This is a genomic window from Cobetia sp. 5-25-4-2, from assembly GCF_013374075.1.
Classification (GTDB): Bacteria; Pseudomonadota; Gammaproteobacteria; order Pseudomonadales; family Halomonadaceae; genus Cobetia; species Cobetia marina.
The window spans coordinates 455,909-481,775 of the sequence record NZ_BLWK01000001.1 but is presented as its reverse complement, the minus strand read 5'-3'; the positions used below and the strand labels follow the sequence as shown (position 1 = coordinate 481,775).

Genomic DNA, 25,867 nt, shown 5'->3' with positions numbered 1-25,867 from the left:
TGATGAAGGATGACCTTGGCGCGACGGACTACTCGCCCGCGACGGTCCAGTCGATGATCCGTGCCGCGACCGCCGCGACATGTCCCGGCTCCAGATGCAGGTGATGGCCGCCGTGCAGGACGCAACGCTCCAGCCCGCGCACGGCCGCTCGCGCCAGCTGCGCTTCGGGCCGCTCCCTCAGGATACCCTGCTCCCCCTCGATCAGCAGCACCGGCTGATTGACGGCGGCCAGCAGCGCCAGTACCTGCTCCGGGGTATAGCGCATCACCGAGGGTCTGAGCAGACGACGATCACTGCACAGCCGCCAGCCCTCTTCGAGGGGTTCGAGGTTGCGCTCGACCACCGGGCGTATCGTCTCGGCATCCACGGGCGTGACGCCACCGGCCACACGCGCCGCCACCGCCTCCTCGATGCCACGATAGTGCGCACGACGCGACGGCTGGCTCCCTGAGGCCTCTCGCGAGAGCGGACGCGCATGACGCGCCAGCAGGCCACGGCGCAACTGCCCCACCACCTGGTCAGCCGGTGTCGCCAGCGCCCCGATACCGTCGATCAGCACCAGTCGGGCGACATGCTCCGGCAGGGCCGCTGCAACTTGTCCGGCGACGGCAGCGCCAAGCGAGTGCGCCAGCAAGGTGACCGGTGCCTCCGACATGCCCTCGCCTCGCAACCCTTCCAGCGCTTCGATGACATCGTGACAATAATCCCACACCGCATAGTCGCCATCCGGCCCCTGGGGACTCGAGCGACCATGCCCGACCAGGTCGATGGCCACGATCCGGATGCCCAGTCGCTCACACAGCAGAGGTGCCAGGCGCGTGAAGCTGGCGGCATTGTCAAGCCAGCCGTGCAGCGCCAGCCATACCGGGGCGTCAGCGCTGGCCTGCTCGGAGCGCCACTCCAGCGCCGCTATCTCGCCGCCGCAGCGACGCGTGAACGTCAAGGGACGAGGGGATGGGCGTGATGTGCCCGTCGTGGAATTCATGCCATCAACTCCGGTGCCAATTGCGTGAGGGTCGCCAGCAGCGCCTCACGCGTCAGATCAGGATGCTCAAAGGGATACATGTGTCCGCCCGGCACCGTGGCAACCTCAAGCCCGGCCCGTTGGAGCCTGGCGATGCGCGGTGGCGTCAAGAGGTCCGACTGCTCACCTGCCAGTATCTTCACCGGTACCTTGAGCCTGGCCACGGAGCCCGTGAGGTGATCACTCAGATGCCGGAAGATCTCCACCTCGTGACGCGTATCGAAGCTCAGCGACAGGCTGCCATCGCCGTGGCGATGCGTGGCATGCTCGATGTAGTCCGCAAGTGCCCGGGGCGTGAAGTTGGCGAACAGCGAGCGGCGACGCAGGTAATCATGCATCGCCTGAGGCGAATCCCAGCGGGCGCGCCGCCCACGCGTGCGCCCTGCCGGCGTGACACGGTCGATGAAACCGAAGCGCTTGGCGATCTTGAGGCCGATGGCATCACGTCCCAGCATCAAGGGCGGGTCAAGCAGGATGACGCAGTGGAAACGCGCCGGCTGCTTGAGCGCGGCCATGTAGTTGACCACGCCTCCCAGCGAATGCCCTACCCCGATGACCTTGCGACTGTCCGGCGTGCCCACCGGCCCCAGCGCCGTGTCCAGACAGGCCAGCCATTCGTCCCGCAACGCGATCAGATTGCGCCCCACCGGATAGGCGGGGTCATGCGCCAGCCTGTCCACCGGCAGCAGATCGAACGACTCGGCCAACGGGGCCAGCAGGCTGTTGTAACAGGCGCCGGTGAAGCCATTGGCATGGGCAAACGCCAGCAGCGGACGTGACTCTCGCGGCTCGGACACCTCCCGAGGCTCCGCTTGCGGCGTGACCTCTACGGCCCCCGCCACGGCGGCTTGCCCAGCGGATGCTGATGAGGCATTGCGGGATGGCACTGTCATCATGAAGTCTCCTCACCTTGCGTGGCGGTGTCGCCGGATGCCACAGAGCAAACGGTCGTTTGACCCAGTCTCCCAGCATGCCAGCCCCACCGCCACCACGCTACTCGCCTAATGTCTCACCTTGCGCGGCAGACCTGGCATCCGCCGTCGAAGCCACCTCTTCGCTCGCTTGGGAAGCCGCCTGCAGAGCGGCCTGAATCGCCGTTGGCGACAGTCTGCCCGCCTCGAGGCCACCGCCCGCCTCTGCCGAGCCAGCGGACACGCCAGGATGAGGCCCGGTATGGGTCTCGATGACCTTGCCCAGCCCGATCAAGCGCTCGCGCAGCGCACCGTTGACCTGGATCTCCACCGCCGCGAGACGCCGTACCAGAGCCGCCGGCCAGCGCGTGCCCTCCAGGGTCAGACGCGCCCAGGGCTTGCTGCCGGATGCGATGGACAGCGTCAGCTGCAGGTGATCATCCCGCGATGGCGGCTGGCGATACTGCCGCGCGGCGTGGGACCAGTTCAGGGTCAGCGTGACCGCCGGCTGCCAGTCCGCCTGCGCGACACGCAGGCGCAGATCGTTCTGGTTCAGGGGCGAGAGCGCCGCCATGAGGGCCTCGGCCGCCGCGCTGTCGGGGGCAAGCCCCCGCGTATGCGGGGTATGGGATGCCTGCGGATGAGGCGCCAGACGCACCTCCACACGACTCAGCGCGGGCGGCCCCTGCATCTCGTGCAGCAATGCGGACAGATCCAGCACCTCGCTTGCCGCCAGGCCGCCCCGCCAGTCCGGCAAGCCGATGTCGCGAGACAGTTCCAGCACCGGCGAATCCGGCAGCGAAAGCCAGCGCACGTAACGCCCCGGCAAGGCATCAGCACCACTGCGGGCAGCCGACGGCGTGCCGCCCAGTTGCAGACTCACCTCACCATCACTGCCGGTGACATTCACTACCGGAGACTGCCCCGCCAGGCCCAGCGCCTGAAGCGCCTGGTCAGTCGCGGGCTTGCGCGTGCGCAGGCGTGCCTCGTTCAGCTGGTGCAGCAGCCCGGTCACCTTGTCCTGACGCGCCGGCCAGTTGCCCAGTGATGCCAGCTGCCAATCCCCCTTCGGGTCTCGCGTCAGACTCAGCCAGTCCTGCGCCTCATCGGGATGGCGACGAATGCCGATTCTCTGCGCCGTCGCGGCGACATGCGACAACGCCGGCAGCGGTGTCAGGATGGCGCTTGAGGCCTCGCCCTCCTGAAGCGGAGCGCCTGGCCCGGCATCCGGAAACGAGCCCGACTCACGCGGGCCGAGCGTCAGAGCCCCGATCGCCAGCAACGAGGCCAGTGCTGTCAGCGCCCATCCGGCGCGATTGAAGCGACTCATGCGTCACCTCCCCTGCGGCGCTCACCGCGATGATCCTCAGCGGCTCGGTCAGACGTGCTGGATGAGGCCGGCCTGTCGGATGCCGACGCCGTCTCGGCGCTGGTGGACGCGGACAGTCCCCCGCCACCGAGGCGATGACGACCGGGCTGACGATGGCCGGACAGTCGCCCGGCAGGGCGATAGCCCGCTCGACGGCTCGCGTGATAGCGCCGCCAGCAGATCAGCTCACCCAACAGGCCCAGCAACACCGGCAGCGCCAGCAAGGTCCAGAGACGAAGCCTGCGATGCAGGTCATCACGCTCGGCATTCGCCGCGCGCTGCTGGCGCGCGAGTGCGCTCTCGAACGCCTGTTGCATGTCATCCAATGCCGTTCGCTGGCGTGTCGCCTCCGTCTTGTCGGCCACCGGGGCAGCCCCCAGTGCACTCAGGCGCGACTGCCAGTCATTGCGCAGACGGGTTTCCTCGGCCGCCTGGCGATCCGCCAGCAGATGCAGTCGCGTCAGCTCGCGCACCTGATGGGCACCGGCACGCAGCGCCACCAGCTCCGGGCTGCCCGCCAGCACATCCACCGCGTTCTCCAGCCAACGGGCATTGGCATTCAGCTCGCGCTCACTGCCGTCCGCCGCGCTGCGCCGCCACAGGCGATCACTGGCCATGTCGACATCGCTGACCACCAGCAGCTGGCCCTCACGCCCGTCTTCATGCCCGTCGTCACGCGCCCCCTGATCCACTGGCGCCGGCCAGTGGGTCAGCACCGCCAGCCCACCCTCCTCGACGCCCTGTCCAGGCAGGCCGGTCAACGGCCGCGGGTCCATGCGATTGGCGTACACCTTGTCGGCCGGCAGCAGGCGCGTGGTGTCGGCCCCTCGGATCAGCCACTGCCGCGAGGTCGCTGGCGGTGTCTCCGCCGTCTCCTCACGCGGGGCCAGCCAACCAGCGCTGGACATCACCAGCTGATCGACATTCTGGTTCAGCAAGGCATCCGACAGACGGTCCGGGCCGATGCCAAGCAGCGTCGGACTGAGGGCGCGCGTGCCGTCCAGCAGACCGATCGGCAAGGCAAGTCGGGTGTCCGCCACCACCTCGCCCGAACGTGACTCAAGTCCTGCATGGGCCAGCAAGGCGCTCAGAGCCTCGGAGGCCGGGGCTGGCTGATCCAGCATCTCGGGGAGCGGGTCCAGCATCATCAGCACTCGCCCACCACGATCCAGATAGTCACGGATCGCCGTCAGCGTCGCCGTCGGCAACAGGCGCGGGGCGATCACCAGCAGCGCATCCTGATCGGCGATCGGGCGCGCCGGGTCATCCCCGCCGGACAGCCAGTCGATGCGCAGGCGGGCATTGAGACGCTCCATCAGCCCCCAGCTGCCCAGTGCCCGGCCCTGCTCCATGCTCGGCTGACCCATCACCGGCAGGCTGGAGATCACGCCCAGACGGGGTGGCTGGGTGCGCGAGACTTCCTGGATCTGACGCGCGACCTGCGCTTCCAGTCCGCCGAGATCGGAGGCCTTGAGCATCGGGATCGCACGGCGCTCGGAATAGGGACCATCGATGATCAGACCGAACAGCATTCTTTCACCGCCAGGTAGCGAAAGCGCCGTGAGTCCCTGGGCCTCGAGATCCGTGAAATCGGCACTGTCCGGCTGCGGGTCCACTCGCTTCAGGCGCACCTGAGGCTCACGCGCGAAGGCGCCCAGGCGCGTCTCGATACGTGTCGCCAGCTCCCGCAGCTGCGGGAGGTCCGCGGCAAAGCGCTCGCTGTAGGCGAAGGTCAGCGTCACGGGGGATGTCAGCCGCGACAGCAGCTCCCGGCTGGCAGGGCTCAGGCTGTGCTGGCGGGTATCGGTGAGATCATGCGCCGTGATCAGCGGATTGGACGCGTTCGGGGATACCATGGCGGGCAGACGCTGGGCGGCCAGCAGCACGGCCGTGACACTTGATGCCACGGCCAGGGCGACCAGCCACTGGGGCGCCTGCCGACGCGTGTTGCGCTCCTGCTTGAGGCCACGCACCTGCAGCACCAGACCGGCCAGGGTCAACGACAGGAAGTAGCCGACATCCAGCAGCGCGGGGCGCCCTTCGCTGAAGGGCGTGAGATGGGCCGGCAGACTGATCAGATCCAGCAGCTGCACCCAGTGTGGCGCCAGATGACGCGCCAGCTGAGCAGTCACCGCCGGCGTGCCCGGCAGCATCAACGCCAGCCCCAGCACCAGTGCCCCCAGCCAGGCCGAGAGCGCCGAGGGCGCACGGACCGCCAGCGCCTGACCGAGACTTGCCAGTGCCATCACCAACAGCGCCATGCCAAGATACCCGCTGAGCACAAGGCCGAGATCGGGATCGCCCAGCCAGTGGATCAGCACCAGCAACGGTGCCGTCATCGCCAGGCCCAGCCAGCCCAGCACACAGGCGCTTGCCAGGCGGGCGCCCGCCAGCCGCCATGGACCAAGCCCGAGCCCTGACAGCCATTCAAGCAGGCCATTGGCGCGCTCTTCCGGCCAGCCACGCAGGGCCAGCAACGGTGTCCATAGCACCAGCAGCCATGGCAATACCTGCCACAGCGCTCCCAGGTCCGCACGATCACGTGCCAGAAGATCACCGACCTCGAAGGCCCCCAGCGGGGCCAGCACCGCCATCACCACCAGCAGAGACCAGCTGGCCCCCTGGGTCATTGCCTGATGCAGGTCACGCCGCACCAGCGCCATCATCGCCCTCATGACGATACCTCCTGATCCGCATCCAGGGGGCGCTTCACGCGCGGCAATGGCGCGGGCTGCTCGGCCATGCGCGCCACCAGCTGACGGAATGCCACCTCGATGTCCCCCCGCTCATGCACGCACTCGTCGAGCCGTATCTGCATGTAGCTGCACCACCGCGCCAGCGCGGAGCGCGGGTCCTGCCCGGGCCTGCCCACCAGTCGATAGGCCGGGTCCGCCATCAGGCGTCGCCCTGAACGGGACACTCGCTCGGCGCCCTCGGGTGACACGGCGGTGATGGCCGCGACACCGGGCAGCCGCGAGACGCTGGCCAGTTCCAGCTCGCTGAGTTCACGGCTCAGGATCACCCGCCACACCGGCAGGGGCGACGTGCCGCCATGAGCGGCGCCGAGTCGCTCACGATAGGCACTGGGCACCGCCTCGCTGACGGACAGGGCCGCCAGCGCCGCCGGCGTGTCATCGAAGCCCAGCTGGCCGTTGGCCATGACCAGCACGCGATCACAGATCCGCGGCACCTCTTCCAGCAGATGAGTGGAGACGATGATCAGGCGCTCGCGCCCCAGCTCGCGAATGAAGGCGCGCACGCTGTCCTTCTGCAGCGGGTCCAACCCATCGGTGGGCTCATCCAGCAGCAGGATGTCCGGGTCATGGGTCAGCGCCATCGCCAGTGCCACGCGCCGGCGATAGCCTTTGGATAACACGGCGCACAATTGATTGGCGAACGGCGTGATGTCGAGGCGATCCATCAAGGCAGGCAGGCGCTCCTTGCGAGTCCTGCGCGACAGACCATGCAGGCCCGCGACGCACTCGAGCGTCTCGCGCACGGTAAGCTGCGGCCACAATGGTGCCCCTTCCGGCAGATAGCCGATCCGTCGCTTCAGGCGATTGAGCTGACGCTGACCGGCTCGCCCATCGAAGGCCTCTCCCTCGAGCGTCAGTTCGCCATCGGTTGCCGCCAGGGTGCCTGCCAGCATGCGCAGACTGGTGGTCTTGCCGGCGCCATTGGGCCCCAGCAGACCGATCACTTCGCCGCGAAAGGCCTTGAAGGAAAGTCCGGACACGGCCTGGTGAAGGCCGAATTGACGCCCCAGCCCCCGGCTTGCCAGCAGTGGCACAGGCGCAGGCTGATGGGGCAAGGGCACGGAAGACGATGCGGCAGAGGTCGCGTATGGGTCCTGCAAGTTACCCGCTCCTTGTGATGATGTGGGGCCTGCGCCCGAAAGATTGCAGCACAGGGTAAGCGGACAGCCTGCGCTCGCCAAGCCGGGCGCGCGCCTTCCAGTCTGCTGCGCTGAAAAATCCTGATATGCTGGCGCTATTCTGCCGCAAGGCGAGGCGCCGGACATCCGTGAGGCGCCGGGACCACGCGCTCACCCTTTCAGGAGTTCCCATGCCCGATCCGCACGTCAACTCGCCCTCTTGCGGCTCCCGTTCGAACGCCTCACCGACACCCGAGGACCTGGAGTCTTCCACGGACGAGCGCTCGACCAGGCGCCCGCAGCGTGACACACGCCTGCGCAATCGCCTGTTCTGGGCACTGCTGGCGGCAGCATTGATCACCGGCTTCTGGCTGATCTGAGGGCGGACTGACATGAGCGAGAGACTGACATGAGCGAGAGACTGGAATGAATGACATGCTGGCGCTGTTCGTCGCGACACTCAACATCACCGTGCCGGTCTTCGCGATGGTATTTCTGGGACTGGGTCTCAAGCGTCTCGGCTGGATCGATGACACCTTCATCGGCACCGCCTCTTCCCTGGTCTTCAAGGGCACCATGCCCGCACTGGTGTTTCTGTCCATCGTGCGAGCGGACCTCGATCACGCCCTGCGCCCCGGCATGCTGCTCTACTTCGCCTGCGCCACGCTTGGGACCTTCCTGCTGCTGTGGGGCTGGGCCATCTGGCGCATTCCGCTGAAGGAGCGCGGCGAGATCGTCCAGGGGGCGTTTCGTGGCAACTGTGCCATCGTCGGGCTGGCACTGGCAGCCAACCTCTATGGCGATCTCGGCCTGTCGATGGGCGGCATCCTGATGGGCGTCGTCATCCTGTCCTACAACATGCTGTCAGTGGTGGTGCTATCGAGTTATCTGGGCGATGGCCGCACCAGCTGGAGTGCCATCGCGCGCGGCATCATCACCAACCCGCTGATTCTCGGTGTCCTGGCGGCGCTGCCCTTCGCGGCGTTCAGCTGGCAGCTGCCACAGTGGCTGGAAACCTCCGGTGACTACTTCGCGCGCATGACGTTGCCGCTGGCGCTGATCTGCATCGGCGGCACCCTCTCGATGCGCTCACTGCGTGAAGGCCGCCAGCTGGCGCTGAGTGCCAGCCTGATGAAGATGGTCAGCGTGCCACTGGTGGCCACGGCCTTCGCCGTGCTGCTGGGCTTTCGCGGCACGGAACTTGGCGTGCTGTTCCTGTTCTTCGCCTCACCGACGGCGGCGGCAAGCTTCGTGATGGTGCGGGCCATGGGCGGCAATGATCGCCTCGCCGCCAACATCATCGCCATCAGCACCCTGATGGCCGCGCTCACCATCACCCTGGGCATCTTCCTCCTCAAGCTGAGCGGATTGGTCTAGCACCTTTCGGATGACGCAACGCAAGCGCCCCCGACAGCGAATGGCTGACGGGGGCGCTTGCGTCTGAAGCTCATGTCCCGGTCCCGGTCCCGGTCCCGGGCACGCGCCTGCGCGTGTTCAGTCAAGCTCCGCCGGGCTGACGAAGTGGTGCAGGTCCGCCAGACCTGCCGCCCAGATATCGGCATCCAGCCACGCCAGACTCGCGGTGGCAAAGGCCAGCTGAGTGCTGCCGGGGCCATCCACCAGCGCACTGGCCAGGCTCGACACCAGCGGGTTGTGGCTGATGATCAGCCAGTCACGCGGCTCACGCGCCTCGCTGCAGGGCGGGACGTGGGTCTGCAGCCAATCCAGCACCGGCGTGAGCGGGTCATCCGGGGTGATGATTTCCAGAGTCGTCTGTTGCTCACCGGCAAGCTTGAGCGCCGAGGAGACTTCCTGCGCCGTCTGCTGGGCACGGGTGAAGGGGCTGACGACGAGGGTCAGGCGGGCACGGCGTTCCGCGGGCAACTGATGCGCCAGCCATTGCCCCATGCGGCGGGCTTCTTCACGCCCTCGGGCGCTCAATTCCCTGCTGGCGTCCGGCGAGCCGGAGCTTGCCTCCCCGTGACGCATGATCAATACACTCATGGCTTTCTCCTGAAGGGTGACTACCGCGCGGGACGAAGATCCGCCCTCGCCGGTCGATGACAGTGCTCGCACGGCCGGAGCGCCGAGCGAGGAACGGGATGGCACCACTCAGCCGATGCCACGCCATGGAATTGAGAGTCTTCAGGAGCCATCAGGTTCCAATTGACGCGCCTGCTTGACGGACTCGCGCGAAAGCACGAACTCCACATCCGTGGATTGCTCACCGCCCATCAGGGCGCGGGCCATGTGGTGAGGATCGACATCCTCGAAGAGCACCTTGGCCATGCCATTCACCAGCGGCATGTAGATCTCCAGACGCTCTGACTCATCCTGCACCAGTCGCACCGTATTGACACCTTCCGCGACCTGCCCCAGCACCTCCACGGCCTGATCCAGAGTACGCCCCTCCCCGAGGGCGTAGCCGACCCGATAGTTGCGCGACAATGGCGACGAGCAGGTGACGATGAGATCCCCCACGCCGGCCAGGCCGAGGAAGGTCATCGGATTGGCGCCCTTGGCCACGGCGAAACGGCTCATCTCGGCCAGCGCCCGTGTCATCAGCATGGCACGCGTGTTCTCCCCCATGCCCAGGGCCGCCGCCATGCCCGCGGCGATGGCGTAGATGTTCTTCAGCGCCCCGCCCAGCTCCACCCCGTAGCGATCATTGCTGGCATAGACCCGGAAGTAATCACAGCCGAAGGCCGTCTGTACGCGTGCGCGGGTGTAGGGGTCATCCGAGGCGATCACCGTCGCGGTCAGCTGACGCTGAGCGATCTCACTGGCCAGATTGGGGCCGGAGAGCACGCCGATGTGGGAGAAGCCGGTTTCCTCTTCCAGCACCTCGCTCATCAGGGTGAAGCCTTCGCTCTCGATCCCCTTGGTGGTCGCGACCAGAATCTGCTCCTCGCGCAGATGCGGGCGCGCTTGACGCACCACACTGCGAAACGCCTTGGAGGGAATCGCCACGCACACCAGTTCCGCCTCCTTGAGGGCCTCTGCCATGTCGGTGGTGGCCCGCACGGCCGAGTTGATGACGAAATCCGGCAGATAGCCCGAATTGCGGTGCTCGGTGTTGACCTCTTCGGCCTGGATTGCATCACGCATCCACTGGGTGACATTGGCACCATTGTCGGCGGCGATCGAGGCGATCGCGGTGCCGAAGCTGCCGCCGCCCAGCACACAGACATTCAAGCCGGCTGCCTGCGGTGCACTTTCCGAAAGCTCGCGATCACGGATGGCGCGACGAGGAGCGGGTGAAGAGGCAGACATGAAGACTCCTGGTAGTGGCGTAAGAAGGAGAAAGAAAGGCGGATTCGGCAACTGTCGCGCATTGTACCTCTAGTCAGTGCCTGTCGTCGGCACCTGTCGGGCTGCCCTCGCAAGCCAAAGCCTGCGTGGGCGATGACATCCTGACAGTGGTGGCGATGACGTCATATTCAACTCTCCTTGATGAGGAATGGCGAACACGAAAACGCCGGCAACTCTCAAGGCAGGAGCCCGGAAGTTGCCGGCGTCGTCACGAAGGCCGATGGCCATCGCGTCTTGCATCAGGCAGCGATCACCGCCCGGCAGTCAGTTCAGAGTGTCTTGAGCGCCGTGATCATGTCGCCCACCACCTTCTGACCATCGCCATAGACCATGCGCGTGTGGTCCAGATAGAACAGGTGATTCTCGACACCCGAGAAGCCTGCTCCCTGGCCACGCTTGATCACCAGCACGTTGCGTGACTGATCGGCATTGAGGATCGGCATGCCGTACAGCGGGCTAGAGGGATCGTTCTTGGCGACCGGATTGACCACGTCATTGGCGCCGATGACCAGCGTCACGTCGGTGTTCTCGAAGTCGTTGTTGATCTCGTCCAGGTCCGCGATCATGTCGTAGGGCACCCCGGCTTCCGCCAGCAGCACGTTCATGTGGCCCGGCATGCGACCGGCGACCGGGTGGATCGCGAAGCGCACTTCCACTCCACGCTCGCCCAGTAGCTCGACCATCTCCCAGACCTTGTGCTGCGCCTGGGCCACCGCCAGACCATAGCCCGGCACGATGATGACGCGCTCGGCGAAGGCCAGCTGCACGGCAGCGTCCATCGGATCAGAAGCCTTCATGCTGCCTTCGATCTCGCCCTGCTCCGCGCCGCTTGCGCCACCGAACTGCTTGAACAGCACGTTGCGGATCGGTCGGTTCATCGCCTTGGCCATCAGCTGGGTCAGCAGCGTACCCGCCGCCCCGACCACGGTACCGGCGATGATCATCGCGGCATTGCCCAGCACGAAACCTTCCATTGCCACCGCAAGGCCCGTCAGCGCATTGAACAGCGAGATGATCACCGGCATGTCCGCGCCGCCGATGGGCAGTGCCAGCATGGCGCCGAACAGCAGTGCCAGCACGAAGAACACGATCACCAGCGAGCTTGACGGCTCCACCGCCGCGATCACCACCCCGAGATAGATCGCCAGGCCCAGCACGATCATGTTGATCAGCTGCTGATTCTGGAAATGGACAGCCTTCTTGATGCGCCCGTCCAGCTTGGCCCAGGCGATGATGGAGCCGGAGAAGGCCACCGCACCGATCAAGGCGCCGAGAACGCCCAGCCACAGGGCCAGCGAGCCGTGCTGCTCGATCAGTCCCGGGTTGTCGCTCATGCGCATCAGCTCGACCGCGGCGATCGCCGCCGCCGCGCCGCCGCCCATGCCGTTGTAGATGGCGATCATCTGCGGCATGTCGGTCATCGCGACCTTCTTGCCCGAGTACCAGGCAATGCCGCCACCGATCACGATGGCCAGCAGCATCAGCCCGTAGCGCCCTTCAATCTGCGGGTGCAGGAAGGTCAGCAGCGTGGCCACGACCATCGCGATCCCGGCCCAGTGGATGCCGCTGCGCGCCGTGGTGGGGTGCGACATGCGCTTGAGGCCCAGAATGAAGACCACCGCCGCGGCGAAATATCCTGTTTCGACCAGCCAGTTCATCAGCGAGCCTCCTTGTCGTTGATGGCGTTGGCCGCGTCAGCGCCCTTGCTGCGATCACTGGCCTTGAACATTTCCAGCATGCGCTCGGTGACGACGTAGCCGCCCACCGCATTCCCCGCACCCAGCAACACGGCGATGAAGCCGATGAACTGCTGCATGCCGGTCTCGGCCTGGCCCAGGGCGATCATCGCCCCGACCAGCACGATGCCATGGATGAAGTTGGAACCGGACATCAGCGGCGTATGCAGGATCACCGGTACCCGGGAGATGACCTCGTAGCCGACGAAGGCCGCCAGCATCAGGATGTATATGGCTGAGAGTCCTTCGATCATGCGGCGTCCTCCGCGCGAGCGCGTACGTCATCGTGGGTGATGCGGCCCGCTTCGGTCAGGCGCATCGGGCCGAGCACCGCATCCTCGAAGTCCAGCGACAGTTCGCCATCCTTCATGAAGGGTGTCAGCAGGTTGAAGAGATTCTTGGCGTACATCTCGCTGGCATTGACCGACAGGCTGGAGGCCATGTCCAGCGGGCCGAGCACCGTGACGCCGCCATGTTCGACCCGGGCACCGGGCTGGGTCAGCTCACAGTTGCCGCCCCCTTCCGCCGCCAGATCCACCAGCACGGCGCCGGGCTTCATGCCCTCGACCATCTCGCGGCTGATGATGCGCGGCGACGGACGCCCCGGAATCGCCGCGGTGGAGATCACCACATGGGCATCGCCCATGTGACGCGCCAGTGCCTCGGCCTGCTGGGCGCGCTCCTCATCGGTCAGCTCACGGGCGTAACCACCCTCACCGGAGGCATCGACGCCGGTATCGATCATCTTGGCCCCCAGCGACTCGACCTGCTCACGGGCGGCTGCGCGAATATCATAGGCCCAGACCTGCGCGCCGAGACGCTTGGCGGTGGCGATGGCCTGCAGCCCCGCGACACCGGCCCCGACCACCACGACACGTGCCGGACGCACGGTGCCGGCAGCGGTGGTCAGCATCGGGAAGAATACCGAGGACTCGTTGGCCGCCAGCAGTGCGGCATGATAGCCGGCCACGGCGGCCTGGGAGGACAGGGCATCCATGCTCTGGGCACGCGAGATGCGCGGCACGAACTCCATGCACAGGCTGGTCAACCCGCGCTGGGCAAGCGTCTGGATCAATTGCGGATTCTGATACGGCGTCATCAGGGCAACGATGACCGCACCCTCACGGAAGTCGTTGATCTGGGACTCGCTGGGCGTGCGCACGCAGAGGATGAGGTCCGCCGCGGCACGTGCCGCCGGGATGTCCTGCTCGGCGACGATGGCGACTCCGGCCTGCTCGGCATAGGCGGCATCATCGAAGTGCGCATGGCGCCCGGCGCCGCTCTCCACGTGCACGATGGCGTCGCCGGAGTCAGCGATGGCGCTGTCCAGATGACGCGCCAGCTTGCCGGCCGTCACCGGGTCCAGCGCGACACGACATTCTCCGCGCGCCAGGGTGGGATCTGCGCTGCCCTGCTGTCCGTCTGCGGCCTGCGAGACAGTATCGGGCGCACGCATTTCACGCACGACAAGAATATTCAGCATCGCGCACCTCGTTTCACATCCATGTTCATGCCAGAGGCTGCCAGCCTTGAAAGGTTCATGGCGTCGTTCCTGTTGAGCGCTGATTCGCGTCATCCCTGCCTGCCCGATGCGCTTTCAGCGACGTTATTGTCTGTCACAGGTGAGGCGTGCCGGAATCGCAAGCCGCGGGTCACGCACGGCCAAGAGGCCTGACATCCCCTGTGACACGATGAGTGTCCAGTATCAGTCTTTTCTCGTCGGTGTATCAGGGTCAAGCGCTGCATTGCAAAAAAGGCAATAAAATCAATCATAAAGCTAACGTTATGCGCGACATAACAGTGAGCTTATGCCTGAACGACACTCCACATCTCGCCAAGCGACTGATTTCCAATGAGTTTGTGAATCAGGCCCTTCCAAGAATAGCTCAGCTTTGTGTTATGCATCGCATAATCTCGAGCTTATGGCTGTTGCCGCCATTGCCACGGGAAACGGGATGCCACCGAAGCAGCCTCCCCTCGTGATGGCGCCGAGGTGAGTACCAGTGCATGATCCCGGCATTGCGCCCAGCGGATGCTCGGCCAGCGCTTGCACTGTCAGAAAGCGGTCCAGCCCTCTCGCCAGGCGCGGCTCAGGAAGAGCAGCTCATGCAGATCGGCGCGGCATTCGCCGCCGGCGGGCGTGTCCAGTCATCGACGAGTTCCGCCTCGACACCCTGCGCCTGACCGAGTGCCTGCGCCGCCTCGAGACTGTCCTCTTCAGGACGATGGAACGGAGCACTCAGGCGCTCACGGAACGCTTCGAGCGTCGTGTCATCGCCCTGCTCGACCCGCGCGATCACTTCCAACAACAGATGCGTGCGCGGCACGTAGAGCGGGTTCACACCCAGCATGGCGAGGCGCCGCTGGCGCTCATCATCGGCGGAGAGCCCGATGGCCATGACACGTGTCTGATAGCGTGCAAGCCAGGCCGAGGCTTCATCGCGCGCCTGTGCCGAGTTGCCGTACGGCCCACGCTCGCCCGCCAGGCGCACGACCAGCGCTTCCGGCGCGGCCTGCGTGACATCCCAATGGCTGAGCAGACGATAGGCGTGGGTGTGATCCACCTTGCCGGCCGCCAGCAGCTCACGCCATTGCTGCACCAGTGTCATGTCCTCATCCCGGGAATCCGGCAGCCCGAGACGCGCGCGCATCAGGCGAGCATATTCGCGCTGCAACTCGCCTTCATAGGCGCCCAGCGCGGCGGATAGCGCTTCCACATCGATCAGCGGGGACAGCGCAATCCCGAGGCGCTCCAAGTTCCAGAGCCCGATGCCCGGCTGCTGGGCAAACCCATAGCGCCCGGCCTGGTCGGTATGGTTGGGGATCAGATTCTCTTCGTAGCCATCGAGGAAGGCATAGGGGCCATAATCGAAGGTCAGCCCCAACAGCGACATGTTGTCGGTGTTCATCACGGCATGCACGAAGCCATACGCCTGCCAGGCCGCGATCAGCTTCGCGGTACGAGTGATCACTGTCTCGAACATCAAAAGCGCGGCGGCGATGCGCGTCTCATCCGCCAGCGGCGCGCTCGGCGCTTCACCTGCGCGCGATGCCCCTTTCTCCGTGTCGGGCAGACACTCCGGGAAGTGCTCACGCAGGGCGTGGTCGATCAGCGTCTTGAGGTCGGCGTGACGGCCGGAGTGCGCCAGCCACTCGAAATGTCCGAAGCGCAGATGACTCTCGCAGACCCGCAGCACGGTGGCACCGGGCTCGAGCGTCTCGCGCTGGACCTGCTCGGCATTCACCGCCAATGCCAGCGCGCGACTGGTCGGGATGCCCAGCGCCGCCATGTACTCACTGGCCAGATACTCGCGCACGCTGGAGCGCACCACCGCCTGCCCATCACCGAAGCGGGAATATGGCGTACGCCCGGCTCCCTTGAGATGCAGGTCGAAGACGCTGCCGTTCTCGGTCTGAAGCTCACCGAGCAGCATGCCGCGCCCATCGCCCAGCTGCGGGTTGTAATGACCGAACTGGTGCCCGGTGTACTTCTGGGCCAGCGCGTCCATGCCCGGCAGCAGGCGCTCCCCTGCCATCAGCAGGCGAAGTGACTCGCGATCCTCCCGGCTTGACGCCATTTCCGCCACCAGCGAGTCCAGGCCCAGCAGCCGGGCGCAGTCAGGACTCACATCGGCCAGGCGAGTGCCTTGACGTGGCTGCGGCGCAACACGACTGTAGAAGTGCTCCGGCAGACGGGCGTAGCGGTTGTTGAAGCTCAATGACATCAGATCAGGCACGTTATCTCCGACAGCCGGGCTGTCTTCGCTGGATTCATTCATCGGAAAGCGGGTCGCGCGGACGCGGGGGCGTGACGGCCCCATCCGGGGATTCACGGGAGCCACGCTCCTCGTCACGGCCAGTCCCAGGGGCTGTCGCGGGGGGCACTTCAGGGGTCAACAGGCTACGCAGCCCCCCTGGCGGACGCCCCGGCGGCAACTGGCTGGCCATGTCATACAGCTTGCGCGCCGTGCTGTCCCTGTGTGCCTGACGCTCCAGCGCCTGGAGGCCGTCGTCGTGACGAGGCCGGGTCTGCACGTCGGGGGCCAGCTCGGCACCGGTCTGTCGGTGCTCGGCGGCGGCCCGAGTCGGTCGCACTGGTTCGTCGACGGCCTGATGAGTCCGCTTGAGCATCAGACGCTTGCGGGGCGTCAGGGCGAGTTCGGCCAGCCGCGCGCGCCCCCACCAGGGGTGAGGGGCACGGCTGCCATGGGCAGCCCCCGCCGCCTGCCCCCCCGCGGCCGGACGCCACATCGCCAGCATCTCGGCGGGCAACTCCTGGATCAGAGGGAAGCGCTCACTCTCGGCCTGCGCCTGCCACCAGTGGCTCAGCCGTTCGTTGAGCACCAGCAGCTGTCGTGCCCGCGTGGCTGCGGTGTAGGTCAGATTGGTGACCAGCACCTGATTGGCAAGCTGCTGTCGTTCACCGGGCAACATCAGGTCATCCGCCAGCACGACGCAATCGAACTCCAGGCCCTTGGCGCGGAAGACGGTCCCGAGCATGACGCAAGGCAGCGTGACGGTCTGGTCGGCCAGGATGGCGGCCTGCAGATCACCATCCTGCCTGCGCAGCTCACCGATCCATTGGTCCAGCGGCGCCTGCGCGTACCAGGAGGCCAGCTCGTGCAGGCTGCGCGCCTGATGATCATCGAGACGCGCGAGAGCCCCCAGCACCTGTGCCGGGGTCTGGCCAAGCCGCGTCAGTGCTGGCGGCAACTGACGCCACCATTGCTGCTGCTCGTGCCTGTCGCCCTGCTCCGCCAGCTGGTGGCAGCGCCACAGGCGCCAGTGGTCCAGCAGACCCGCCAGCGGATAGCCTTCGATGCCGTCCAGCCATGCCACCGCGATGCCACGCTGATGCAGTGCCAGCGCTTCACCCAGCGCCGCGATGGGCCCGGCACTGATCACGGCATGTCGCGCGCCGGCGGTCAGCAAGGCCTCACGCACACCCGGTGCCGCCAGACGCGTGGCAGGCCCGAGACCGCTCATGGCCTGCTCGCGCGAGGTCGGGGAACAGGCCGCCAGACGCGTTCCCAGCGCGGCCAGTGACGGCCCGAATCGCCAGGCCCCCGGCAGGGAGTAGACGGTGGCATCGCCAAGCAGCGGCGAATCCAGCGAGCTCAGCCCCTCGGCCTGGCGTGCCAGACTCTGGTGTGGGTCGCCGATCAGCAGCAGATCACAGCGCTGACGTCTCAGCATGGCCAGCAGCGCCGGCGTGGCGTCCTGGGCCTCATCCAGCATGACCAGATCGGCATCGAGCGACTGACCATGCTGGGACCACAGCTTGAGCAAGGCATTGAAGGACAGCGCCTGCTGATGGTCCGCCGGGTCCAGCAGGCACTCCCACACCAGTCGCATGCTCTCGACCAGCTGGCGCAGCTCATTGGCGCTCAAGCGGTCGGCGCAGCCCTCCGGCAGATGCTCCGGCATGGGCACGGCATCACTCAGCGTGAAGAAGGTATTGAGTCCCTGGGCGATCAGGCTGCGCGACTGACTGGACAGGCTGCCCAGCCAGTTGAGGCTCTGGGGCGACAGTCGGCGCGTGATGTCCGGCTGCCGCTTGAGCTTGTCGCCGTACTCTTCCTGCAGCGCCTGACGCGCCAGCTGGTGCAACGACAGGGACTGGACATTGGCCGGCAGCTGGCTGGCCGTACGTCCCGCGACCGCCGGGTTGAGTGAGGTATAGATGAGGATCTCATCGGCATAGGTCCGCGCCAGCTCCACCATCAGGACGGTCTTGCCGCTGCCGGCACAGGCTCGCACCACCACGCAATCGCTGTTCTCGGCACTGGTGGCCGGCGTGCGATCGCGCAGTCGCGAGGGAAAGGGGTGGGCGAGAATCCGCCGTTGATCATTGCTCAGATGCATCGGGGCATGATCCCTTCTGTCAGACCGTGGGACAAGCGATTCACGCAGGACGATATCCAGCACCAGGGCTCACGACAAGACACCATTGGCCGCCAGGCGCTCACGCACGGTACGGATCAGGCCGCGATTCCAGCGCAACAGCTCATTGAGCGTCGCGAAGTAGGCCTCGCCCCGGGTCGAATAGGCGCCCAGCATCGGGATGAGATCCTCGGCGCGCACCCGTTCACCGGCATTGCGCAGGCGGGCCCGCAGCTGGCGCATCCTGGCATAACGCGGGTTGGCATTGAGGTTCTGGTAATAGGCGGCCAGCCCCGCCTCCAGACTCTCGAAGCGCTGATATTCACGCCCTGCCCGGCCGGTACCGCAGCCGGAGGTGAAGCAGCGCATGCCGAACAGATTGTTGGCGTTGCGGGCGTGACCGGACGTCCCCCAGCCGGACTCCTCGATGGCCTGTACCATTACCATGTCCAGTGGCAGGGTATCGATGCTCGCCAGCAGGTCGTCCCAGGGAATGCCGATGTCCGCGGCGCTGACGCTGCAGCGCTGCTGCGCCTGCTCGCACAGGGCATTCAATCGCTCCTGCTCACGCTCGCTGTAGTCTCTGCCGGCCTCGCCTGCTCGCCGACGCATCGCCTGCAGCCAGTCACGCTGCTCCGAAAGACGCTGATTCTGGGCCACCACCAGCGGGATCATCAGCTCGAAGAAGGCGACCTTGCGTGGATTGCCGGCAGCAAGGACACGCAGGTCCGGCATCTGATGGGTGGTGTCCCTGACCAGCAGCTCGTCATCCAGGCGTGCCGCCTCGGCGACCGAGCACACGGCCATCACCACCATCAAAAGGCAGAGGCCGGATCGACATTGCATGCGTGACCTGGCAAAACGGCGCAGGAGTCGCTCGCCGGCGGCCAGCAGGCCACGAGCCATCGCGAGAGGCTGCAGGGACTGGCGGCGGTTCGGGAGTCGACAGGAAAGCAGGTAGGTCATGCGCGGCGCTCATGTGATGAGACATGTGATGAGAATGGACACATCCAAGACGCATAATCACTGGCAGCGTATCTCATGAGGCTGCATGAAACCCCAAAAATGCCGTCTGGAGAAGCCCATCTCATCGCCAGCGACACGAAAGACTGACAGGCTGACAGGCACGGTTGCTGAAATACACGATGCCTGAAACGCATGATGCCCCCGCAGCCGAGGCTGCGGGGGCATCACGTCAAGCATGGCCGGTCACGAACGACCTGTCACGACGGGCACTCGAGCCTCCACGTGACGTGTCCGGTCAGTCGTCTCAGGCGCTGAGCATGCCGTTCAGGCGACGCACGTAGGCGGCCGGGTCTTCCAGCGCGCCACCTTCGGCGATGATGGCCTGATCGAGCAGCACGTGAGCGAGGTCAGTGAAGTAGTCGCCTTCGCCGCCTTCCAGACGCGAGACCAGGGCGTGCTCCGGGTTCAGCTCGAGAATCGGCTTCACTTCCGGCAGCGGCTGGCCAGCGGCTTCCATCATCTTGCGCATCTGGTAGCCCATCTCGTGCTCCGGCAGCACCACGCAGGCCGGGGAATCAGTCAGGCGGTGCGTGATACGCACTTCCTGAACGCTATCAGACAGCGCTTCCTTGACACGCTTGACCAGATCTTCCTTGGCCTTGGCAGTCTCTTCCTGGGCCTTCTTCTCTTCCTCGTTCTCGACATCGCCGAGATCGAGATCGCCCTTGGCGACGTCGGCGAAGGACTTGCCGTCGAACTCGGTGAGGTGGCTCATCAGCCACTCATCGATACGGTCGGTCAGCAGCAGAACCTCGATACCCTTCTTGCGGAAGATCTCGAGATGCGGGCTGGACTTGGCGGCGTTGAAGCTGTCGGCGACAAGATAGTAGATCTTGCTCTGACCTTCCTTCATGCGCTCGACGTACTGGGCCAGCGACTGATCCTGAGTGGCGCTGTCAGTATGCGTGGTGGAGAAGCGCAGCAGCTCGGCGATCTTCTCGCGGTTGGCGTAGTCTTCCGCCGGGCCTTCCTTGAGCACGGAGCCGAACTGGTTCCAGAAGATCTGGTACTGCTCGGCGTCCTTGGCCAGCTTCTTGAGCATGTCCAGGCCACGCTTGGTCAGCGCGGACTTGAGCTTGTCGACCTGCGGGTCCTGCTGCAGCAGCTCACGCGAGACGTTCAAGGACAGGTCATTGGTGTCCAGCACGCCCTTGATGAAGCGCAGGTACAGCGGCAAGAACTGTTCGGCGTCGTCCATGATGAAGACGCGCTGCACGTAGAGCTTCAGGCCACGCGCGGCATCACGCTGGTAGAGGTCGAACGGCGCACGACCCGGCACGAACAGCAGGCTGGTGTACTCGAGCTTGCCCTCGACCTTGTTGTGGCTCCAGCTGAGCGGGTCGGAGAAGTCGTGAGAGACGTGCTTGTAGAAGTTCTTGTACTCCTCGTCGCTGACCTCGGACTTGGAGCGCACCCACAGCGCAGTGGCGGAGTTGGCGGTTTCCCAGTGGATCTGCTCGTTGCCTTCCTCGTCCTTCTCGACACGCTGCATGCGCACCGGCAGTTCGATGTGATCGGAGTACTTGGTGACCAGGTTGCGCAGGCGATGCTCATCGGCGAACTCGAGGGCATCGTCCTTGAGGTGCAGCACGATCTCGGTACCGCGCTCGGCGCGCGCGATGTCCGCCACGCTGAACTCGCCCTCGCCACGGGACTTCCACTCGACACCCTGGTCGGCATCGAGGTCGGCGCGACGGGTGCGCACGGTGATCTCGTCGGCGACGATGAAGCCGGAATAGAAGCCGACACCGAACTGGCCGATCAGACGCGAATCCTTCTGCTGGTCACCTGACAGGTTCTTCATGAACTCGGCGGTGCCGGAGCGCGCGATGGTGCCCAGATTGGCCACCACGTCATCGCGGCTCATGCCGATGCCGTTGTCACGCAGGGTGATGGTCTTCGCGTCGGCATCGTGCTTGATCTCGATGCGCAGCTCGCTGTCGTTGCCGTAGAGGGCATCGTTGTCCAGCGCCTGGTAGCGCAGCTTGTCGCAGGCATCCGCGGCATTGGAGACCAGCTCGCGCAGGAAGATCTCGCGGTTGGAGTACAGCGAGTGGATCATGAGGTGAAGCAGCTGCTTCACTTCTGTCTGGAAGCCATGTGTTTCGGTGTGGGTGGCGGTGGTCATCGTGAAGGACCCCTCTATGTCTGTGCCTGATGTGGAAACCGGCGGCAACCTGCGTCACCGCTGCAAGGTGGTGGCGAAGGCTCGCCCGTCATTCTCGGGGACGGGTCGAGTCACGCTCTCGTGGACCAGATATGGGGCAAGGATGAACGATTTCAAGGCACTAGAGGCAGCATATTGCGCTCGGCGTCGCGCTGATTCCTTCAGTAGGTTCCGTCAGGCCAGGCGTGAGACGACAGGGCACCCGCGCGGGGTGCCCTGGGGTGTCGCTGACGAAGGTGGCTGAGGATCAGGCCTCTTCATCTCTTGCCAGAGGTTCCAGCACGAAATGCATGCGCGCACTGGCGACCGGCCGTTGACTGGAGTGCTGCCAGGCACTGACGCGCACGTTGGCCATGCGCCGCCCCTCGCGCAGCACCTCACAATCGATGCGCGTGACACTGTCACCCCGCGCCGTGGCCAGATAATCGATGGAGAAATCGATCAACTTGGGCAGACGCGCCTGACGCCCTCCACGGCCATTCAAGCGCAGCACCTCGAGCGTGGCGGCCGTCTCCATCGCGGCCGCCAGCACGCCTCCATGCACGGCGGGCAACATGGGGTTGCCGACGTTCTCGGGCATGGCGGCCATCGCATAGCGAAGCGGGGTGGTCGGCAGCGGGTCATCCTCTGCCGACGAGGAGGGCGCCAGGGAGCACAGGCCCAGTCCGATGGCTCTGGCGTAGGGCAGGCTTGCCAGCAGGTCTGCAAGATCCCCTCGGGTGCGCTGGCCTTCGACGAAACGCCGGGCATGCTGCAGCCCGTCCCCCGGACGGCTGACGACCGGCTGCGACACGACAGGGAGCGCCTCGTCGTCAGCGGTCTTCTGCGGGCCATCGATGACAGAGTCGGCCGCCCTCGCCGATGGGCGACCCTGCGCGGCGGCCATCAGCGCCTCGCCAAATCCCGGAGGCGTATTGCGCGCCCCCAGGCGAACGAAGTTGCCGATGGCGCGACACAGAAGCTTTCCCGGTTGCTGCCAGATCTGCGCTTCGGTGAAGACCATCGACTCGGTGACACGCAGGACGCGTGCCTCGCCGATCAACGCCATGCCTTCCACCCCGGGACGATAATGATCGAGACGCAGATCCAGCGTCGGGCAGACTTCCGGACGCTCAAGGCCCGTCAGGACGGCACTGCCGCACAGAGTGTCGGCGAACATCGTCAGTACACCGCCGTGCACCAGGTGGCGATGCGGGTCCCCCACCAGTGCCGCCTGCCAGGGTAACGTCATGCGCACGGCCGGCGCGGCGACCTCATCGACACTGACCTGCAATCTCGCGGTATGCGGAATGAAGCTCACGAACCCCGTCAGCGCCCTCACCCAGCTGGCGTCATCCAGCCCTCCTCCCGCCGCCGGCACGTCAGCGCGATTGACGGCCAGCCCCAGCAGACTGTGCGGCCCGTCTTTCGTCGCCTCCGACGCCGTCACCGTTACATCCATAGCGGTATCGCGATCAGCGCGAGGGAGACCAGATAGCCGACGCCCCACAGCAGGGAGCGCAAGAGCGCGATATTCGCCAGATAGCAGCCCCAGTACCCCAGACGCGCCAGCACGAAGATCACCGCCAGAGTGGTGGCGATCGGCGCGCCGGGCGCGACGATGACACTCACCAGCACCCCGGCGGCAAACAGCGGGAACGCCTCGTTGCTGTTCTGATGCGCGGCGAGCGCACGCGCCCCGAAGCCCGTGAGTTCGCGCTGCTGCGCGCGGGGGTCATGGTTGTCATAGCGTCCGGTACGTTGCTGGGCCCAGGCGACGGGCGCCTTGGTCAGCACCAGCATCAGCGCCGCGAACAGCAGACAGGCATAGATCAGCATGCAGGATTTCCTCGAGACTCGTCATGAAAGGCATCGTCCGCCAGGGCGCGTGTGCATGTCACCGGCACGACGCGGTTCAAACTGGTGTTTGATGATCCCTCACGAGCATGACAGGTGATCCTCATCGCCGCCATGCGGCCAATGGGCAGTGCCCTGCCACCGCATGATCCGCCAGCGCCGTCAGGGTGCCGAGGGATCGGAAGGCTCGGGGTCAGGGACCTCGCCGCGCCACAGGCGATAGTCGGCCAGCGCATCATCGAGCTTGCCGAGCAACCAGGTCACGATCACCAGATCATCCAGAATCCCCAGCCCCACCAGCATGTCGGGGATCAGGTCCAGCGGCGAGACCAGATAGAGCAACGCACCTGCGGCCAGTCCCAGCGCCTTCCACGGCACCGGGCGATAACGTCCACTGATCACGTCACGGCACAGCGGAACGAGTGTACGCAATGCCGCTCCGGCCTTGCCCAATACGTGTCGGCGACCAAACAGGCGGGTCAACCACATTGCCTTGCCCATGGGAACACTCCTCGTATATTGCCTGTATCGCAGGTATTGCATGTATTGTGACTGTCAGCATCCATCGACACTGTCATTCCTCGTCATCGGCTGCCACGATAGCCCTCAATGGGTGCTATCTCTGCAACCCCTGATACACGACATCGGGGCACTGGGGCGTCTACGCAAGATGCGGGCGACGCCTCAGCCCTCTTCACCTCGTTCATCGCAGGAGTCTCCAGGTGACACTAGGCAAGTTCGTTCCCCCATCGGGCCGCGGCGCCCGCGCCATGCGCCGCTTCACATCGTTGCGCCATTTGACAAGCCTGGGTCTGCTGCTGGGCCTCAGCCTGCCGCTGCAAGCGGCCACTCCCAGTGATCAGAGCTTCCGCGCTGCGCTGGAGGATGCCCGAGCCAAGCGCTTCCAGGATATCCAGCAGGTCGCCGTCAATGGCCATGTGCTGGAAGGCTATATCGAATATCACCAGCTCAAGGCACGCCTGCCCTACGCAACGCCGGCGGAAGTCCTGTCCTTCATGGAGCGTCACGCCGATTCCCCCCTGGCGGAGTGGATGCGCGGCCAGGCCATCTCGGCCTACGGACGCACCGGACGCCATGACGCTCTGCTCGAGGTCAGCGATGGCGTGCCGGCCGGCGCCAGCCGTCAGTGCCATTACTACACGGCACAGCTGAACAATGATTTCGCCAGCGCCTCGCAAGGCGGCCTGAAACTCTGGCATGTCTCGGGCTCGCAGGATTCCGCCTGTGACCCGCTGTTCTCGACGCTGCGCGAACGTGGCGTGATCGATGATCAGGCCGTCTGGGAACGCATGATGCTCGCCTGGGCCGCCGGTCAGGGCAGCATGGTCAGCTACCTGGAACGCCAGCTGTCGGGCAACTGGCAGCAGGCCATCGCCGCACGTGAGCAGCTGGACGGCAACTTTGCCGCCATTACCCGGATTCCGACCGATCTGGGTCACGGTGGGCATGCCTTTGCCGCGCTCAGTGTCGCTGCCATGCATGGCTTCGTGCGCGCGGATACCGAGGCAGCCCTGGAGGCCTGGCGCAAGGTCAGCCCGCACATGCCGCTGAGCGATGAGCAGCGTCATGAGGTCGAGCGTGATCTGGCCTGGTATTCCCTGGTACGTGACATTCCCAACAACCAGGGCTGGGTGGATGAGCGCCTGGCCATGCTCGATGATGAGGAGCTGTTCGACCTGCGCATGCGCAATGCCATTCGCGATGGCGCCTGGGGCGAGGTACGCGAATGGGTCCTCAAGATGCCGGAACGCTTCAGTGGCGAAGCCCGATACCAGTACTGGCTGGGCCGTGCGGATGACAGCCTGGGACGCCGGGATGAGGCACGCGCCGCCTGGGCACGCGCCAGTGGCGAACGCAACTTCTATGGTTTCCTCGCCTCGGACCGGATCGGCAAGGCCTATTCGCTCAATCGCGATGACCAGACCTTCGATGATGCGCAACTGGCAGAGATTGCCCGCACCCCGGCCGTCAGGCGTGTCAGGGCGCTGATGGAGATCGATGAGATCGGTCTGGCGCGTTCGGAATGGTTCAATGCCGTGAGCCAGGCCGATGACGCCGGCGCGCGTCGCCTGGCGGCTTACGCCCTCAAGCAGCAGTGGTATGACCTGACCGTGTTCGCGACCATTCGCGGCAAGCTGTGGGATGGCCTGTCCTGGCGCTTCCCGCCCGCCTGGCAGCAGGACTTCCAGCGCTATGGGGCCAACGCCGGCGTGGACCCCTGGATGCTGATGGCACTGGCGCGTCGCGAGAGTGCCTTCAATCCTACCGCCACCTCGCCCGTGGGTGCCCGTGGGCTGATGCAGCTGATGCCGGGCACGGCGGCCAAGGTCAGTCGTGACCTGGGGCTTGCCACGCCCAGCCATGCCGCGCTCGGTGACCCGGACACCAACATCCGCCTCGGCAGCACCTATATCCGCGAGATGCTGGACCGCTACTCCGGCAATCGCCTTGCGGCAGCGGCGGCCTACAACGCAGGCCCGGGCCGCGTGGATCGCTGGCTGGCCGATACCCCGCGCGAATATGACCGCTTCGTCGAGCGCATTCCCTTCAAGGAAACCCGTGAGTACGTCAAGGCAGTACTGGCGTATCGCGTCATCTTCGAGTCGCTGGCCAAGGGCACGAGCGACGGCGTCAGAGTGGTCAGTGAGCGCGAGGTCAATCAGCCCTACACCACCGCGCTGGTGGACCGCCGCTGAAGAGAGTCATGC

The 25,867-nt window shown here is 65.7% G+C and carries 20 protein-coding genes; 3 read left to right on the top strand and 17 right to left on the bottom strand.

Features of this window, described 5'->3' with window-relative positions; genetic code table 11:
* Window positions 1-28 precede the first annotated feature (28 nt).
* The 5 genes from HXS65_RS02120 to HXS65_RS02100 form a co-directional block, all read right to left on the bottom strand.
* Window positions 29-985 carry an alpha/beta fold hydrolase gene (locus tag HXS65_RS02120; RefSeq protein WP_176492992.1) on the bottom strand — a complete coding sequence of 319 codons (957 nt, stop codon included), beginning with the start codon at window positions 983-985 and terminating at the stop codon, window positions 29-31.
* A complete protein-coding gene (locus HXS65_RS02115) occupies window positions 982-1,917 on the bottom strand; it encodes an alpha/beta fold hydrolase (protein ID WP_084209780.1) in 936 nt (311 codons plus the stop codon). Before HXS65_RS02115 ends, HXS65_RS02120 begins: the two co-directional genes overlap by 4 nt.
* Window positions 1,918-2,017: 100 nt before the next feature.
* Complete coding sequence (locus HXS65_RS02110) at window positions 2,018-3,265, bottom strand: DUF4340 domain-containing protein (protein WP_176492991.1); 1,248 nt, start codon at window positions 3,263-3,265, stop codon at window positions 2,018-2,020.
* Window positions 3,262-5,979, bottom strand: coding sequence for a GldG family protein (locus tag HXS65_RS17630; protein ID WP_176492990.1), 2,718 nt, complete (start codon window positions 5,977-5,979; stop codon window positions 3,262-3,264). The genes HXS65_RS02110 and HXS65_RS17630 overlap by 4 nt, the downstream gene beginning before the upstream one ends.
* Window positions 5,976-7,160: an ABC transporter ATP-binding protein gene (locus tag HXS65_RS02100; protein ID WP_167593040.1), complete on the bottom strand. Its 1,185-nt coding sequence runs from the start codon at window positions 7,158-7,160 to the stop codon at window positions 5,976-5,978. Before HXS65_RS02100 ends, HXS65_RS17630 begins: the two co-directional genes overlap by 4 nt.
* A 209-nt stretch (window positions 7,161-7,369) precedes the next feature.
* Between HXS65_RS02100 and HXS65_RS02095 the strand changes: the two genes are divergently transcribed.
* The gene (locus HXS65_RS02095) at window positions 7,370-7,558 is read left to right on the top strand and encodes a hypothetical protein (RefSeq protein WP_176492849.1); all 189 of its coding nucleotides are present in this window, start codon (window positions 7,370-7,372) and stop codon (window positions 7,556-7,558) included.
* 46 nt (window positions 7,559-7,604) lie between these two features.
* Entirely contained in the window at window positions 7,605-8,555 is a 951-nt protein-coding gene (locus tag HXS65_RS02090) for an AEC family transporter (RefSeq protein WP_176492989.1), read from the top strand.
* Window positions 8,556-8,672: 117 nt separating this feature from the next.
* Here HXS65_RS02090 and sixA read toward each other — a convergent pair whose 3' ends face one another.
* From sixA to HXS65_RS02025, 12 genes are all read right to left on the bottom strand, one after another.
* The gene (gene sixA / locus HXS65_RS02085) at window positions 8,673-9,182 is read right to left on the bottom strand and encodes a phosphohistidine phosphatase SixA (protein ID WP_077372339.1); all 510 of its coding nucleotides are present in this window, start codon (window positions 9,180-9,182) and stop codon (window positions 8,673-8,675) included.
* Between the two features lie 141 nt (window positions 9,183-9,323).
* Window positions 9,324-10,451, bottom strand: coding sequence for an NAD(P)H-dependent glycerol-3-phosphate dehydrogenase (locus HXS65_RS02080; RefSeq protein WP_176492988.1), 1,128 nt, complete (start codon window positions 10,449-10,451; stop codon window positions 9,324-9,326).
* Window positions 10,452-10,759: 308 nt separating this feature from the next.
* Complete coding sequence (locus HXS65_RS02075; protein WP_176492987.1) at window positions 10,760-12,148, bottom strand: NAD(P)(+) transhydrogenase (Re/Si-specific) subunit beta; 1,389 nt, start codon at window positions 12,146-12,148, stop codon at window positions 10,760-10,762.
* Entirely contained in the window at window positions 12,148-12,480 is a 333-nt protein-coding gene (locus tag HXS65_RS02070) for an NAD(P) transhydrogenase subunit alpha (RefSeq protein ID WP_077372330.1), read from the bottom strand. The genes HXS65_RS02075 and HXS65_RS02070 overlap by 1 nt, the downstream gene beginning before the upstream one ends.
* A complete protein-coding gene (locus tag HXS65_RS02065; protein WP_205632706.1) occupies window positions 12,477-13,709 on the bottom strand; it encodes an NAD(P) transhydrogenase subunit alpha in 1,233 nt (410 codons plus the stop codon). The genes HXS65_RS02070 and HXS65_RS02065 overlap by 4 nt, the downstream gene beginning before the upstream one ends.
* Before the next feature lie 607 nt (window positions 13,710-14,316).
* Window positions 14,317-15,963 (bottom strand): YdiU family protein, encoded by a 1,647-nt coding sequence (locus HXS65_RS02060; RefSeq protein WP_176492986.1) that lies wholly within the window; start codon window positions 15,961-15,963, stop codon window positions 14,317-14,319.
* 34 nt (window positions 15,964-15,997) lie between these two features.
* Window positions 15,998-18,091 carry an AAA family ATPase gene (locus HXS65_RS02055; protein ID WP_176492985.1) on the bottom strand — a complete coding sequence of 698 codons (2,094 nt, stop codon included), beginning with the start codon at window positions 18,089-18,091 and terminating at the stop codon, window positions 15,998-16,000.
* Window positions 18,092-18,160: 69 nt separating this feature from the next.
* A complete protein-coding gene (locus HXS65_RS02050) occupies window positions 18,161-19,075 on the bottom strand; it encodes a glucosaminidase domain-containing protein (RefSeq protein WP_176492984.1) in 915 nt (304 codons plus the stop codon).
* A gap of 304 nt (window positions 19,076-19,379) precedes the next feature.
* Complete coding sequence (htpG, locus tag HXS65_RS02045) at window positions 19,380-21,263, bottom strand: molecular chaperone HtpG (protein ID WP_176492983.1); 1,884 nt, start codon at window positions 21,261-21,263, stop codon at window positions 19,380-19,382.
* 286 nt (window positions 21,264-21,549) lie between these two features.
* On the bottom strand, window positions 21,550-22,731 hold the full coding sequence (locus HXS65_RS17510) for a PaaI family thioesterase (protein ID WP_255304391.1): 1,182 nt from the start codon (window positions 22,729-22,731) through the stop codon (window positions 21,550-21,552).
* 2 nt (window positions 22,732-22,733) lie between these two features.
* The gene (locus HXS65_RS02030; protein ID WP_084209092.1) at window positions 22,734-23,120 is read right to left on the bottom strand and encodes an MAPEG family protein; all 387 of its coding nucleotides are present in this window, start codon (window positions 23,118-23,120) and stop codon (window positions 22,734-22,736) included.
* A gap of 180 nt (window positions 23,121-23,300) precedes the next feature.
* Complete coding sequence (locus HXS65_RS02025; RefSeq protein WP_077372313.1) at window positions 23,301-23,639, bottom strand: YkvA family protein; 339 nt, start codon at window positions 23,637-23,639, stop codon at window positions 23,301-23,303.
* A gap of 221 nt (window positions 23,640-23,860) precedes the next feature.
* On the opposite strand from HXS65_RS02025, the gene HXS65_RS02020 reads away from it, so the two are divergent.
* Entirely contained in the window at window positions 23,861-25,855 is a 1,995-nt protein-coding gene (locus HXS65_RS02020) for a transglycosylase SLT domain-containing protein (protein WP_240499570.1), read from the top strand.
* The last annotated feature ends 12 nt before the right edge of the window (window positions 25,856-25,867 follow it).